This is a genomic window from Pseudomonadota bacterium, assembly GCA_040752895.1.
Classification (GTDB): Bacteria; Pseudomonadota; Alphaproteobacteria.
This window is the reverse complement of the sequence record JBFMHN010000004.1, coordinates 1-12,223: the sequence shown is the minus strand read 5'-3', so window position 1 is coordinate 12,223 and position 12,223 is coordinate 1. Positions and strand designations below refer to the sequence as shown.

Genomic DNA, 12,223 nt, shown 5'->3' with positions numbered 1-12,223 from the left:
GCCCCCGAGATGTTTATTCGCCCTTGTGGTAACGCGTCGGAACGAAGGGAAGCCTAGTTACCGCAGCCTCCACCGTCCGGCCGCGAAGTTCAAGCCCGACCGCCGTCCCCGGCGTTGCGAAAGACGCCTCAACATACCCCATGGCGACCGGTCCCTCCACGGTCGGGCCAAAGCCCCCGCTCGTCACCTGGCCGATCTTTTCGCCCGCCCCGCTCACGATGGCGGCACCCTCTCGGACCGGTGACCGGCCGGCGGGTCGAAGCCCGACGCGCTTTCGCCTTGGCCCCTCGGCCAGCTCGCGGCGGACGGTCTCGGCGCCGGGGTAGCCCCCCTCGGCGCGGCGGCGTTTCGAGACCGTCCAGGCAAGCCCAGCCTCCACCACCGTCGTCGTCGCATCGAGGTCGTGGCCGTAAAGGCAAAGCCCGGCCTCAAGCCGGAGGCTGTCCCTGGCGCCCAACCCGGCCGGCGCGACCTCCGGCTGTTCGAGAAGTTTCTCGGCCAGCGCGTCCGCCGCAGCACCGGGCACGGCAATCTCATAGCCGTCCTCGCCGGTATAGCCCGAACGCGTGACGAAGGCTTCCGTACCGGCGATCGAAAACGTCCTGGCCGAAAGATAGGGCATGCCTTCGCAGCCCCTGGCAAAACGGGAAAGCACCGCCGACGCCGCCGGCCCCTGCAGCGCAAGAAGCGCCCGGTCTTCGAGATATTCGACTTTGTCTTCGCCCAGATGCGCGCGCAGATGCCGAAGGTCGGCGGCCTTCGGTCCGGCGTTGATGACGAGCGACCACGGGTTGCCGGTGTTGATCACCATGAGGTCGTCGAGGATGCCGGCGCCGGCGTTCGTGAACAACGTGTAGCGCATGCGGCCTTCCGGCAACGCCAGGAGATCGCCCGGCACCAGCCGCTCCAGCGCCTCGGCCTGGTTCTCCCCATGTACGAACACTTGACCCAGGTGAGACGCATCGAAAAGGGAGGCGGCGTTCCGCGTATGCCGATGTTCGGCCAGGATGCCGCCTGCGTATTGGACCGGCAGCTCATAGCCGGCGAAGGCGACCATCTTGCCGCCGTGCCGAAGGTGAAAGGCATGAAGCGGGGTGCGGAGCGGGCTTCCCGCCGTCATCGGCCATACCATCGGCGGTTATAGTCGAGCTCCTCCCGGCTGAGCTGGAATCCGATGAAGATGGAATAATCGCTGCCGCTCTTCCCCTCAGCCAGGGGGATCCGATGGGCGAGCTTTTCCTTCCAAGCGCGCGCCTTCGCATCGGGCGGAAGGACGGCCGTTGTCGTCAATTTCTCTTTCGAAATCACCGCGCGGTGTTTATCCGTCGTCCCGACAAAATAGACGATCTCCGGATTCTCTCCGGTAAAGGCCGGCCCCTTGGCCAGAACGAATTCAAGCTCGAGGTTGGCGACGACGGCATCCCCCTCCCAGGAGCAGCTCGCATCGACGCGGCGGATTTCGCTTTCGAAACGAACGTCGGTGAGATCGCCCAAGGACCCCTCCCGAAAGCGCGTCAACTTGGAAGCGTCGGGCAGGAACGAAGCGCCCGGGCAACTGGGGACGACGGTTTCGGAAACGCTTCGGACCGTCGAGCCGATGCTCGAACAACCGGCAAGAAGGACAAGCGCGAGAACGGGACCACCCAAACAAAATCGACCGGCGCGCACGAAATGGTCTCTCCGCACCCCTTCATCCCTTCGGGTTTGTCCCGGCCTTGCGCATCGTCCGCCACGGCCGGTTATGTCAAGGGCATCGGCGGCCCCCTTTCGGCCCCTGATTTTAGAGGACTGGCGGTCGTTGCTCAAGAGGCGCTGGAACGGGTAAGGTGGGCGAACGTATGGGTAAACGTTCAACCCGCCTTGCCCGAACGGATGCCGTACAAGCCAACCTCCGCCACCCCCTCTCCCAACCGAAATATCTTCGTTTCATGGCCGTCTATACCGAAGTATCCGACGAAGACCTGACAAAATTCGTCGCCGAATACGACCTTGGCAAGCTCGTCGCCTTCAAGGGGATCGCCGAGGGAGTCGAAAATTCCAATTACCTCCTGCAAATGGAGAAGAAGGCCTACATCCTGACGCTCTATGAAAAGCGGGTGGCGCGGAAGGATCTGCCTTTTTTCCTCGGGCTTATGGAGCATCTGGCGACGCACGGCGTACCCTGCCCGACACCGCTCCATGGACGCGACCAGCAAGCGCTGCGCAGCCTGTGCGGCAAGCCAGCCGCTATCGTGAGCTTCCTGCAAGGCATGTGGCCCAGACGGATTTTGCCCGAGCACTGCGTGGAGCTTGGGAAGGCGGTAGCCGCCATGCATTTGGCCGGCGAAAGCTTCAAGGTGTTTCGCCAAAACGACCTGGGACCGGAAGGCTGGGAGAAACTGTTTCAGGCTTGCGCGGGGCAAGCGGATCGCGTGCGGACGGGGCTCGCCCAGGAAATCCGCACCGAGCTTCTGACGCTGCGGCGAGACTGGCCGGACAACCTGCCGATAGGGGTCATCCACGCCGACCTTTTCCCGGACAACGTGTTCTTTCTCGGCGACCGGCTTTCCGGAATCATCGACTTCTATTTCGCCTGCAACGACTTCTTCGCCTATGAGCTTGCGATATGCCTGAACGCCTGGTGCTTCGAGCCGGCGGGTGATTTCAACATCACGAAGGCGGGCAAGCTGATCACCGCCTACCGCGCCGTGCGCACGCTGAGCAAAGAAGAAGTTGCCGCGCTCCCCGTCCTCGCCCGCGGAGCCGCCATGCGGTTTCTGCTGACCCGGCTTTACGATTGGCTGAACCAGTCGGAAGGCGCGCTCGTGCGGCCGAAAGACCCGCTCGAATTTCTGCGTCGGCTCCGCTTTCACGCCGGCATCGAAAGCCCGGCCGCCTACGGGATCGTGTAAAGAGAAGGTGATGAAAGAAGAGGTCGTCGACATCTTCACCGACGGGGCGTGCAGCGGCAACCCGGGCCCCGGCGGGTGGGGCGCCATCCTGCGCTTTCGCGATAAAACCCGCGAAATCTTGGGCAGTGAGGCGGAGACTACGAACAACCGGATGGAGCTGATGGCGGCGATCCAGGCGCTTGAGGCGCTCAAGCGACCCATCAAGGCGCGGCTTTATACGGACAGCACCTACCTCAAGGAAGGCATCACCGCCTGGCTTAAGAACTGGAAGACGAACGGCTGGCGGACGGCGAATCGGAAGCCGGTAAAGAACCAGGATTTATGGCGGCGCCTCGAGGCGGCCTTGAGCGCCCACGAGGTCGAGTGGCACTGGGTCCGCGGCCATACCGGCCACCCCGAAAACGAACGCGCCGACGAACTCGCCCGCCAGGCCATCCGGGAAGCGGCCGAAAATAAAGGCGGAGAAAGAAACGGCTAGAGGGCGGCCAGGATGTTTTCGGCCGTGCTGACGTCAAGCTTGCCGCCTTCCTCGAGCTTCAAGGTCTTCACGACGCCGTTCTCGATGACCATCGCGAAACGCCGGGAACGCGTGCCGAGGCCGAAGCCGCTGCCGTCCAGCTCCAGCCCGGCCGCCTTCGTGAAGGCGCCATTGCCGTCGGCAAGCATGACGACATCGTCGCCGGTGTTTTGAGATTTCGCCCACGAATCCATCACGAACGCGTCGTTCACGGAAATACAGGCGATCATGTCCACCCCTTTTCCCTTGATGACGCCGGCGTTCTTCACGAAGCCGGGCAGGTGCTGGTTCGAGCAGACCGGCGTGAAGGCCCCGGGCACGCCGATGAGGACGGCGCGCTTTCCTTTGAAGAGTTCGTCCGTGGAGACCGTCTTCGGTCCTTCCTTCGTCATCCGGTGAACCGTTACCGATGGAATCTTGTCGCCTTCCTTGATTGCCATTCGCGTTCTCTCCCCTTAGCGCCCCGAACGGGGCGCGTTCTTGTCCCGAAGCCCTTAGGTTAACGGGAACACCGAACTAAAATCATCCTCAATTTCCATAAGGGCTTTTGGCAAGCGGCGGCGCGGCGGTCCGGGCCGCCCGCGCCATGGCCTCGAGCACGGCCTCGCCGGACAGAAGCTCGGGCAAAGGGATGCCGGTCGGCGCGCCCGGCCCGTAAACGACGTTGAAGGGAATGCCAAAGCGGCCGAATTGGGCGAGGTAGGCGGCGATTTCCGCATCGGGCCGCGTCCAGTCGGCGCGCATGGCAATAACGGCGCCGCTGTTCAGTTTTTCAGCCACCGCACCGCGGTCGAGGACGATCGCCTTGTTCGCCTGGCAGGTGAGGCACCATTCCGCCGTGACGTCCACAAAGACGACGCGGCCTTCCTCCACCAAGGCCGGGATCGCCGCGGCGTCGAAGGCCCGCCAAGGGCCGGCGTCCGTTTTCCCGGCAACGCCTGGCCCAGGCGGCGGGGCAGCGACCGTGATCAGCAAAGGCGAGAGCAGCAAGACGGCCGCCAGCACGCGAAACGCGGCTTTTCTTTCCGGGAACCGCCCGCCAAGCACGAGGACGAGCAGGAGAAGCGCCAACAGACCGCCGATGGCGAAGGCGGAAGGCGCGCCTACACCCGCCGCCAGCACCCCAAGCAGCCAAACCGCCGTCCCGATGAGGGCTACACCCAAAAGGCGCCGCAAGTGCCCCATCCAGGGCCCCGGCCTCGGCAGATGCGAGGCAACCCCCGGGAACAGAGCGACGAGAAGATAGGGGAAAGCAAAGCCCACCCCCAACGCCAGAAAAATGGCGAAGATTTCCTGCAGCCCCCGCGAAAGGGCGAAACCGATCGAGGTGCCAAGGAAGGGCGCCGAACACGGCGTGGCGAGCAAGGTGGCGAAAACGCCGGTCAGGAAATGGCCGGTCAAGCCATGCCCGCCGCCCCGTTCGGCCAGCCCGCTTTGTAGGCTTGAAGGCAACCGGATTTCGAAGAGGCCCCAGAGATTGGCGGCAAAAAGCACGAGCACGGCCGTCATGGCGAGAAGGAAGAAGGGGGACTGGAACTGAAACCCCCAGCCGACCGCCACCCCGGCACCGCGCAAAAAGGCGATCCCCCCCGCCAGTGTAAGAAAGGCGACAAGGATGCCGGCGGCCGACGCCAGAAAACCCTTGCGTACTTCCGCCCGCGGCGCGCCGCCATGGCCGACGACGGCCAAAAGCTTCAAGGAAAGAACCGGCAGCACGCAAGGCATGAGGTTGAGGATGAGCCCGCCGACGAAGGCGAGCGCCAGCACGGCGGCAAGGGTGCGGCCGGGAAGCGCATCGGCCGAGGCGGGGACCACGGGAAGGACGCGCTCGACCGCGCGCGGGCGCGATTTTGCCAGATCGTCAACCAGAGTGAAGCGGAGGCCCGCGCCGAGCAGAGCGGAAGCCGGTGGCGCAGAAGCGGACCGCGTCACCGGCAGGTGGAAGAGCGCCCGGCGCTTGCCTTCCCAGAAGCGCACCTCCGGGGCTCCGAAGGCATAGCCTTCCGGCCCCTCCACATAGAGGTCGGGCTTGTGGAAAGGGCTTTCCGCCCGCGCCATGACCGAGAGGCGCCCAAGCGTTTCCGCAAACTCGGCCCGTTCGAGGACAAGGCCCGCGAAGGCGCCGGCCCCCGGCACCCGGGCCAAATACCGCGCGATCACCTCACTTTCCGAGGATGCCGCCATGCCCGCCGCCGCATCGAGCGCGAGCTTCGCTTCTCCGGGAATGCAGACGACGTCGCAAACGAGGTAGGAAACGTGGGCGCGGACGCGCAAAGGTTGCGTCGCGTCCTTGAGGCCGGCACGGATCGGCAGCACGACCCGGTCGCGGTAGCCAAATGTGTCAAGGCCCAGCACGCGAAACCGTTCCGGCGCCGGCCACAGGATCGAAGAGCGATCCAGATTCTCCGAGCCCGCCCAGTCGATCTCCGGCGGGAAGCCGGCGTCTCCTGGCGTCCGCCAATAAATCTTCCAGCCCGGCAGCAATTCGAACTCAAGCCCGAGCAGAAGCTCGTCCCGGTCCCCCGCCGGTGCTGCCAGCAGACGCAGGCGGGCCGGCGCCTCCTCCGAGCTCAGCTGGCTCGTCCAGGGCGAACTTGCTGCCAGGCCGTGGCCGGCAAGGCCAAGCAACAAGACCGCGCCAAGCAGCGCTGCGATGCCAAGTCCTCGCCCCGGGGCAGCTTGGCGGAAGCGGCGGGGTATACACATTGAAAGCATTATAAAGCGCCGCATACCATCCTATTATATTATGTATTCGACACCGGGATTGCGGGCGTTCACGAAAGTTTTATGCTTTGGTAAGCTTGTCTTTACCGCTGCTCGCCCAAACTTATGGTCTTATGGAAGCGATGAAAACGAATTCCCAGGGCTATCTGGCGGGGCAACTCTTGATTGCGACGCCGCAAATCCAGGATCCGCGATTCGCGCGAGCCGTCATTTATATGTGCGCCCATAGCCTGGAAGGCGCAATGGGCCTGGTCGTCAACCGGCGCATCGGCACGGCGCCCTTGCCGGACTTGCTTTCCCAGCTTGGAATTGACGCCGTCAGCGACGACCGTGAGATTGGCCTTTTCTTCGGCGGACCGGTCGAATCCGAACGCGGCTTCGTCCTGCATTCCGCCGACTATCAGCAAGACAACACGCTCTGCATCGACACCAACGTGGCGCTGACGGCGTCCGCCGAAATTCTGCGCGACATCGCGGAAGGCCGCGGCCCGCGGAAAAGCATGGTCGCGCTCGGCTACGCCGGTTGGGCGCCCGGCCAGTTGGAAATGGAAATGCGGAGCAATGGCTGGCTTAACGTCATGGCCGACGAACCCTTGATCTTCGACGGCGACATGGACGGGAAATGGGAAAAGGCGATGGCGAAGATCGGCGTCGACTGGGGCAAGCTTTCCAGCGAAATTGGGAACGCCTGACGGCCGCTATCCGCCCTTTCCAATCGAGCTAATCGAAACGTCTCTTTAACTGATCGAAACCCTCGAGCCGGTCGACCGGCCCCAGGGCGGCGAGAGCCGGTTCGCTCATGCATAACCGGCGCGCGACGCGGGCAATGGCGGCGAGGTCCACCGCCTCGACTTTCGCCACGATCTCCGCCGGCGAAAAGGGACGCCCATAGACAAGCAATTGGTTCGCAAGCTGCTCGCAGCGCGCGGCCGAGCTTTCCAGCGACATGAGGATGGTGGCCTTGATCTGCGCTTTCGCGCGCTCAAGCTCCTCCTCCGTCGCTTGGCGCGTTGCCGCCTGGATGGTCTCGGCGACAACCGGGATAAGCTCCCTTGCTTCCTTCTCGCCAGTCCCGGCATAGATTCCGAAAATCCCGCCATCGGCATAACAAGAGATGAAGCTGTAAATCGAATAGACGAGGCCGCGTTTTTCCCGAACCTCCTGAAAAAGACGCGACGACATGCCGCCGCCCAGCAGCGTCGAATAAACAGAAAGCGCGTAGAAATCGGGATCGAGGTAGCCGATGCCGTTAAACCCGAGCACGACGTGCAACTGTTCGAGATCGCGCGATTCCCGGATCTCTCCGCCGACATAGCGCGCCGGCGGCGGCGGGGCCGCTTTTTCCCGCACCAGCCCGGCAAAACGTTCTTCGGCGAGTTCGAGCAGATGCTCGTGCGCGACGTCGCCGGCCGCTGCCAACACCATGGCGGAGGCCCGGTAATGCCCGGCCAGGTAGTCGAGGACCGTTTCGCGCGTGAGGTTTTTGAGCGTTGTCGGTGTTCCCAGCACCGGCCAGCCCATCGGCTGGGCCGGGTAGCAGACCGCCTGGTAACGATCGAAGACCGCGTCGTCGGGCGCATCCTCGGCCTGGCCGATTTCCTGGGCGACGACCGTATGTTCGCGGGCAAGCTCCTGTTCGTCGAAGACGGAGTGCTGAAGGATGTCACCCAGAAGGTCAACGGCAAGGCCAATGTCCGCGCTTAGAACGCGCGCATGGTAGGCGGTGTGTTCCCGCGAAGTGTAGGCGTTCAACTGTCCGCCGACGGCCTCGATTTCCTCGGCGATGGCCTGGGCTGAGCGTGTTTCCGTCCCCTTGAACGCCATGTGTTCGAGAAGATGCGCCACCCCGTTGATGTCCGCCTTCTCGTAACGCGTGCCCGCACCGACCCACATGCCGACGGTGGCGCTGGCGACGCCTTCCATGCGGTCCGCAGCGACGCAAAGCCCGTTCGCAAGGGTGGAGACCCGAACCGTCATGCAATGCCCCGGCTCGAAACCCGCGCCTGGATATGGGCTTCGACCTTGCCGAGATCGTTCGGCAGTATCGCCATTCGTTCCTCGCGTTCGAAAAGGTCGGAGAGGCGGGGGGGAAGCTCGGGTCGAAGGCCGGTCGCCTGTTCGACCGCATCCGGGAACTTCGCCGGGTGGGCCGAAGCAAGAGCCACGATGGGAACGCCGGCTTCCGGCGCCATCCGGCGGGCGGCGGCGACGGCAACCGCCGTGTGCGGATCGATCAGAAGGCCACTTTCTTCATGGATTTTGGCGATCGTGCGAAGGGTCGCCTGGTCGGAGATCCGGACGGCAGAAAACGTCTCGGACGCCCGATCGAGCATGGCCTTTTCCAGCTTCAGCCGGCCCTCCCGGCGGAAAGCCGCCATCGCGGCGCGCACACGGGAGGCGTCCCGATCGTAGAGATCGAACAGGAGACGTTCGAAATTGCTTGGAATCTGGATGTCCATCGCCGGGCTTAAACTGGGCGCGACCGCCGCGATCCGCATCTCGCCTTCCGTAAAAAGGCGGGTTAGAACGTCGTTCCGGTTGGTTCCGATGATAAGCCTTGTGATCGGAAGGCCCATGCGTTTCGCCACATAGCCGGCGTAGACGTTTCCAAAATTCCCCGTCGGCACGGCGAAGGCTATGCCCTGCTTCGGTGCGCCAAGCGCCAGGGCGGCCGAAAAATAATAGACCGTCTGGGCAAGGATACGCACCCAGTTGATCGAGTTCGCCGAGGAAAGGTTGAGCCTATCGCGGAAGGCAACGTCCTGAAACATCGCCTTCACGAGATCCTGGCAATCGTCGAAGGTTCCCTCGATTGCGAGGTTGTGAACGTTCGCCGCCAGAACGGTCGTCATCTGGCGACGCTGCACTTCCGAAACCCGTCCCTTTGGATGAAGAATGACGACGTCGATCGCGTCGCGGCCCCGACACGCCTCGATCGCGGCCGAGCCGGTGTCGCCGGAAGTGGCGCCGAGAACCGTGAGGCGGCTTCCGCGCGCCTTGAGGACGTGGTCGAAGAGGCGCCCGAGGAGTTGCAGGGCATAGTCCTTGAAGGCCAGCGTCGGCCCGTGAAAAAGCTCGAGCAGCCAGCCATTGCCGTCGAACTTCCGCAAGGGAGCGACGCGGGGATCGTCGAAAGAGGCGTATGCCTCATGGACGAGGCGTGCAAAATCCGCCGCGCCGATGCTGCCGTCGAGAAAGGGCGTCATGACCCGGACGGCAAGCTCGGCGTAAGGAAGGTCCCGCCACCCTTCAAGGGTTGCCGCCTCGACACGCGGAAAGTCGGCCGGCACGTAAAGCCCGCCATCCCGCGCCAGACCGGCGAGTAAGACCTCATCGAAAGGAAGCTCCGGCGCTTCGCCCCGGGTGCTGATGTAATGCAAAACGCAACGTCTCCGAAATCGGCCGCCTTGAACCTACCCGCCGTCCGCCCGGGCGGCAAGCTTAAGGCCGGACATCAGGCCAGATAGCGGTCCGCAAGATGGCGCTGGTAGATGGCCGGCTGCAAGGGCTGGCCGGTCGTCTCCTGTAGGAGGGCCTCCGCGTCAAGAAGCGCCCCCTTGCGGTGGACGTTGGTCCGCAACCAGCCGAGAAGCGGCGCGAAATCCCCCTTGGCGAGGGCCGAAAGAAGTTCGGGCAGTTGCCGCTTGGCGGCGTCGAAAAGCTGGGCCGCCGTCATCGCGCCCAACGTATAGGTCGGGAAATAGCCGAAATCGCCGCCCGGCCAGTGGACATCCTGGAGACACCCTTCCCGATCGGTTTCCGGGACGATGCCCAAAAGCCGCCGCATCTCGTCCCGCCAGGCCCCGGGCAGGTCGCTGACCGCAAGATCGCCTGCGATCATCGCCCGTTCGAGCTTGGTGCGCAGAAGAATATGGGCCGGGTAGGTCACCTCGTCCGCGTCCACCCGGATGAAACCGGGCGCGACACGGGTGTAGAGGCGGTAAAGATTCTCAGCCTCCCACGCCGCGCCTTCGCTGCCGAAGGCTTGGCGCAGAAAGGGAGCGGCGAAGGCAATAAATTCCCGGCCGCGGCAGGCCTGCATTTCGATAAGAAGGGACTGGCTTTCGTGGAGCGTCATGCCGCGCATGCGGCCGACCGGTTGATCGCGCCAGACCTGGGGCAGGCCCCGCTGGTAGAGGGCATGTCCCGTCTCGTGCAGAACCGCCATCAGGGACGAAGCGAAGTCTTCCGTATCGTAGCGGGTCGTGATCCGAACGTCGTCCGGCGTGCCGCCGCAGAAGGGGTGGTGACTGACGTCAAGCCGACCGTTGTGAAACTCGAAGCCGAGCACCTTCATGAAATGGGTCGCTACTTCGTTCTGCTTCGCCACCGGGAACGGCCCGGCCGGCACGGCGAGCGGCGGGTGCGCCTTTTGGTGTTCGAGCACGGTCGGAAGAAAGTCCCGCAGGAACGGCTCCAACCAACCGAAGATGCGGTCTACCTCCGCCGTCGTCCGACCCGAATCGTGGCTGTCGAGAAGCGCGTCGTAGACGCCGCAGCCCAATACCGCTCCCTTCGCCGCGGCTGCCTCGCGCACCAGACTGAGAACCTCCCCGAGCTTGGGGCAAAGCATCTTGAAATCGTCTCTGGCGCGGGCTTCCCGCCAGGTCATTTCGCAGGCGGCGATAGCGCGCGCCAGCGCCGCGACGAGAGCAACCGGCAGGGCGTTCTCGTGCAGCCAGAGCCTTCGCATCTCGCGCAGGTTCGCGGCCCGCCAAGGGTCCACGGTGCCTTCCTCGGCTTCGGCCGCGCCCATCAAATCCTCAAGAGCGGCATCCGCCAGCGTCTCGTGGCAGACGACCTCAAGGGTGGCGAGCTGGTCGGCCCGCGACGCGGCGCCCCCCGGCGGCATCGTCGTCGCCATGTCCCATTGCAGCATGCCGGCCGCATCCCGAAGGTGCATCACCTTGCGGAAACGCGCTTCGAGTTGCGCGTAAGGCGAGAGGGCGTTCGAGGCCATTTTCAGTCAACCGAATCCGTCAAACGGGGGTCAGGCGCGCGGGCGCCCATGATAGATAAGATAGATAAGGACGAGCGCAACCGCCAGCGCGTACCAGGTGATGGCGTAGCCGAGATGGTTTTCCGGAAGATCAACCTCAGGCGCTTTGCCAGCCGGGTAGCGGCCCGGAACGCCGCTCGGGCTCGCCTCAAGGAAAACCGGCAGGACCGGGCCTGCGTCCACCCACTTTCCCATTTCGGCAAGGCTAAGGCGGAACCATAGGCCGTTCGCCGGTTCGTTCGGGGGTGTTAACCACCCTTTCGGTTTCTCCGTGCGCAGCACGCCTTCGACCGTTTGGCCCCCGACAAGATAGCCTTCCGGCCGGGCGGCCGGGTCCTGCTCGGCCAGCGGCACCCAGCCCCGGTTCACGAGAAGCACGCTGCCGTCCGCCCGGCGAAGCGGGGTTACGACCTCAACGCCGGGAACGCCTCCGCGGGCGCGGCCGCTCAAATGCATTTCCTTGGCGTGGAGAAAAACGCCCTCCACGCGGACGCGGCGAAACTCCCACGCTTCCGGCGCGGCGATGCTGGCCGGCAGGATCACCGACGGCTGGCCGAGCTGCGCCTCCAGTGTCGCCAGAAGCTCGCGCTTCCAGGCAAACCGCTCCATCTGCCAATTGCCCAGCGCCACCAGGGTAAGCAGGGCGGGAATGGTCAACAGCGTCGGCCACAAGGTCGGACGAAAGCGGAACGCCATTCTAAGGTGCCTTGCCACGCTGGTTTGAGAGGTACTTATAGTGGGCGGCGACGATCCAGCCCTTGAGCGGCGGCAGCATGACGTAGACGCCCCCCAGGACAAGCGGGAGCCAAAGCAGCGCATGAACCCAGAACGGCGGCTGGTACAGGGCCTCGACGACAAGGGCGAGGCCGACGACGAGGAAGCCAAGGATAAGAATGATGAAAACGGCCGGACCGTCGGCTTTCTCGAAGGTCGAAAAATCAAGGCCGCAGACCGAACACCGGTCTGCGACCTTGAGATAGGCCTGGAAGAGTTTGCCTTTCCCGCAGCGCGGGCAGCGCCTTGCAAGGCCGGCGCGTATCGGCGAGGGGATCGGCGTGAAGCCTTCGGCCATTTGCGTGCCGACTGCCCCCT

At 64.2% G+C, this 12,223-nt stretch carries 12 protein-coding genes; 3 read left to right on the top strand and 9 right to left on the bottom strand.

From position 1 onward, the window contains the following. Positions 1-13: 13 nt before the first annotated feature. Together gcvT and AB1781_08030 are read right to left on the bottom strand one after the other, a co-directional pair. Positions 14-1,120, bottom strand: coding sequence for a glycine cleavage system aminomethyltransferase GcvT (gene gcvT / locus AB1781_08035; GenBank protein MEW5704515.1), 1,107 nt, complete (start codon positions 1,118-1,120; stop codon positions 14-16). Continuing rightward, a complete protein-coding gene (locus AB1781_08030) occupies positions 1,117-1,668 on the bottom strand; it encodes a hypothetical protein (protein ID MEW5704514.1) in 552 nt (183 codons plus the stop codon). Before AB1781_08030 ends, gcvT begins: the two co-directional genes overlap by 4 nt. Positions 1,669-1,928: 260 nt before the next feature. Here AB1781_08030 and AB1781_08025 point away from each other — a divergent pair, with 260 nt between their 5' ends. Both AB1781_08025 and rnhA read left to right on the top strand, forming a co-directional pair. Then, on the top strand, positions 1,929-2,891 hold the full coding sequence (locus AB1781_08025; GenBank protein ID MEW5704513.1) for a homoserine kinase: 963 nt from the start codon (positions 1,929-1,931) through the stop codon (positions 2,889-2,891). Between the two features lie 10 nt (positions 2,892-2,901). Beyond that, complete coding sequence (gene rnhA, locus AB1781_08020) at positions 2,902-3,369, top strand: ribonuclease HI (GenBank protein MEW5704512.1); 468 nt, start codon at positions 2,902-2,904, stop codon at positions 3,367-3,369. On the opposite strand, the gene AB1781_08015 is transcribed toward rnhA, so the two are convergent. Next, positions 3,366-3,848 carry a peroxiredoxin gene (locus AB1781_08015; GenBank protein MEW5704511.1) on the bottom strand — a complete coding sequence of 161 codons (483 nt, stop codon included), beginning with the start codon at positions 3,846-3,848 and terminating at the stop codon, positions 3,366-3,368. The genes rnhA and AB1781_08015 overlap by 4 nt on opposite strands. A gap of 88 nt (positions 3,849-3,936) precedes the next feature. Further along, positions 3,937-6,114 (bottom strand): protein-disulfide reductase DsbD domain-containing protein, encoded by a 2,178-nt coding sequence (locus AB1781_08010; GenBank protein MEW5704510.1) that lies wholly within the window; start codon positions 6,112-6,114, stop codon positions 3,937-3,939. Between the two features lie 140 nt (positions 6,115-6,254). On the opposite strand from AB1781_08010, the gene AB1781_08005 reads away from it, so the two are divergent. Beyond that, positions 6,255-6,824: a YqgE/AlgH family protein gene (locus AB1781_08005; protein MEW5704509.1), complete on the top strand. Its 570-nt coding sequence runs from the start codon at positions 6,255-6,257 to the stop codon at positions 6,822-6,824. Between the two features lie 28 nt (positions 6,825-6,852). Here the strand turns inward: AB1781_08005 and AB1781_08000 are convergent, their stop codons facing one another. From AB1781_08000 to AB1781_07980, 5 genes are all read right to left on the bottom strand, one after another. Beyond that, positions 6,853-8,109, bottom strand: coding sequence for a pitrilysin family protein (locus AB1781_08000; GenBank protein ID MEW5704508.1), 1,257 nt, complete (start codon positions 8,107-8,109; stop codon positions 6,853-6,855). Continuing rightward, positions 8,106-9,512, bottom strand: a complete 1,407-nt coding sequence (gene thrC / locus AB1781_07995; GenBank protein ID MEW5704507.1) for a threonine synthase — start codon at positions 9,510-9,512, stop codon at positions 8,106-8,108. Before thrC ends, AB1781_08000 begins: the two co-directional genes overlap by 4 nt. A 74-nt stretch (positions 9,513-9,586) precedes the next feature. Next, entirely contained in the window at positions 9,587-11,092 is a 1,506-nt protein-coding gene (locus AB1781_07990; GenBank protein ID MEW5704506.1) for a carboxypeptidase M32, read from the bottom strand. A gap of 30 nt (positions 11,093-11,122) precedes the next feature. Then, positions 11,123-11,827, bottom strand: a complete 705-nt coding sequence (locus AB1781_07985; GenBank protein MEW5704505.1) for an SURF1 family protein — start codon at positions 11,825-11,827, stop codon at positions 11,123-11,125. 1 nt (position 11,828) lies between these two features. Next, positions 11,829-12,203 (bottom strand): DUF983 domain-containing protein, encoded by a 375-nt coding sequence (locus tag AB1781_07980; GenBank protein MEW5704504.1) that lies wholly within the window; start codon positions 12,201-12,203, stop codon positions 11,829-11,831. Between the last annotated feature and the right edge of the window lie 20 nt (positions 12,204-12,223).

Excerpts from the sequence above, each read along its gene's own strand:
- gcvT (MEW5704515.1), bottom strand. The coding sequence starts at position 1,120 with ATGACGGCGGGAAGCCCGCTCCGCACCCCGCTTCATGCCTTTCACCTT.
- AB1781_08025 (MEW5704513.1), top strand. The coding sequence starts at position 1,929 with ATGGCCGTCTATACCGAAGTATCCGACGAAGACCTGACAAAATTCGTC.
- rnhA (MEW5704512.1), top strand. The coding sequence starts at position 2,902 with ATGAAAGAAGAGGTCGTCGACATCTTCACCGACGGGGCGTGCAGCGGC.
- AB1781_08015 (MEW5704511.1), bottom strand. The coding sequence starts at position 3,848 with ATGGCAATCAAGGAAGGCGACAAGATTCCATCGGTAACGGTTCACCGG.
- AB1781_08010 (MEW5704510.1), bottom strand. The coding sequence starts at position 6,114 with ATGTGTATACCCCGCCGCTTCCGCCAAGCTGCCCCGGGGCGAGGACTT.
- AB1781_08005 (MEW5704509.1), top strand. The coding sequence starts at position 6,255 with ATGAAAACGAATTCCCAGGGCTATCTGGCGGGGCAACTCTTGATTGCG.
- AB1781_08000 (MEW5704508.1), bottom strand. The coding sequence starts at position 8,109 with ATGACGGTTCGGGTCTCCACCCTTGCGAACGGGCTTTGCGTCGCTGCG.
- AB1781_07990 (MEW5704506.1), bottom strand. The coding sequence starts at position 11,092 with ATGGCCTCGAACGCCCTCTCGCCTTACGCGCAACTCGAAGCGCGTTTC.
- AB1781_07985 (MEW5704505.1), bottom strand. The coding sequence starts at position 11,827 with ATGGCGTTCCGCTTTCGTCCGACCTTGTGGCCGACGCTGTTGACCATT.
- AB1781_07980 (MEW5704504.1), bottom strand. The coding sequence starts at position 12,203 with ATGGCCGAAGGCTTCACGCCGATCCCCTCGCCGATACGCGCCGGCCTT.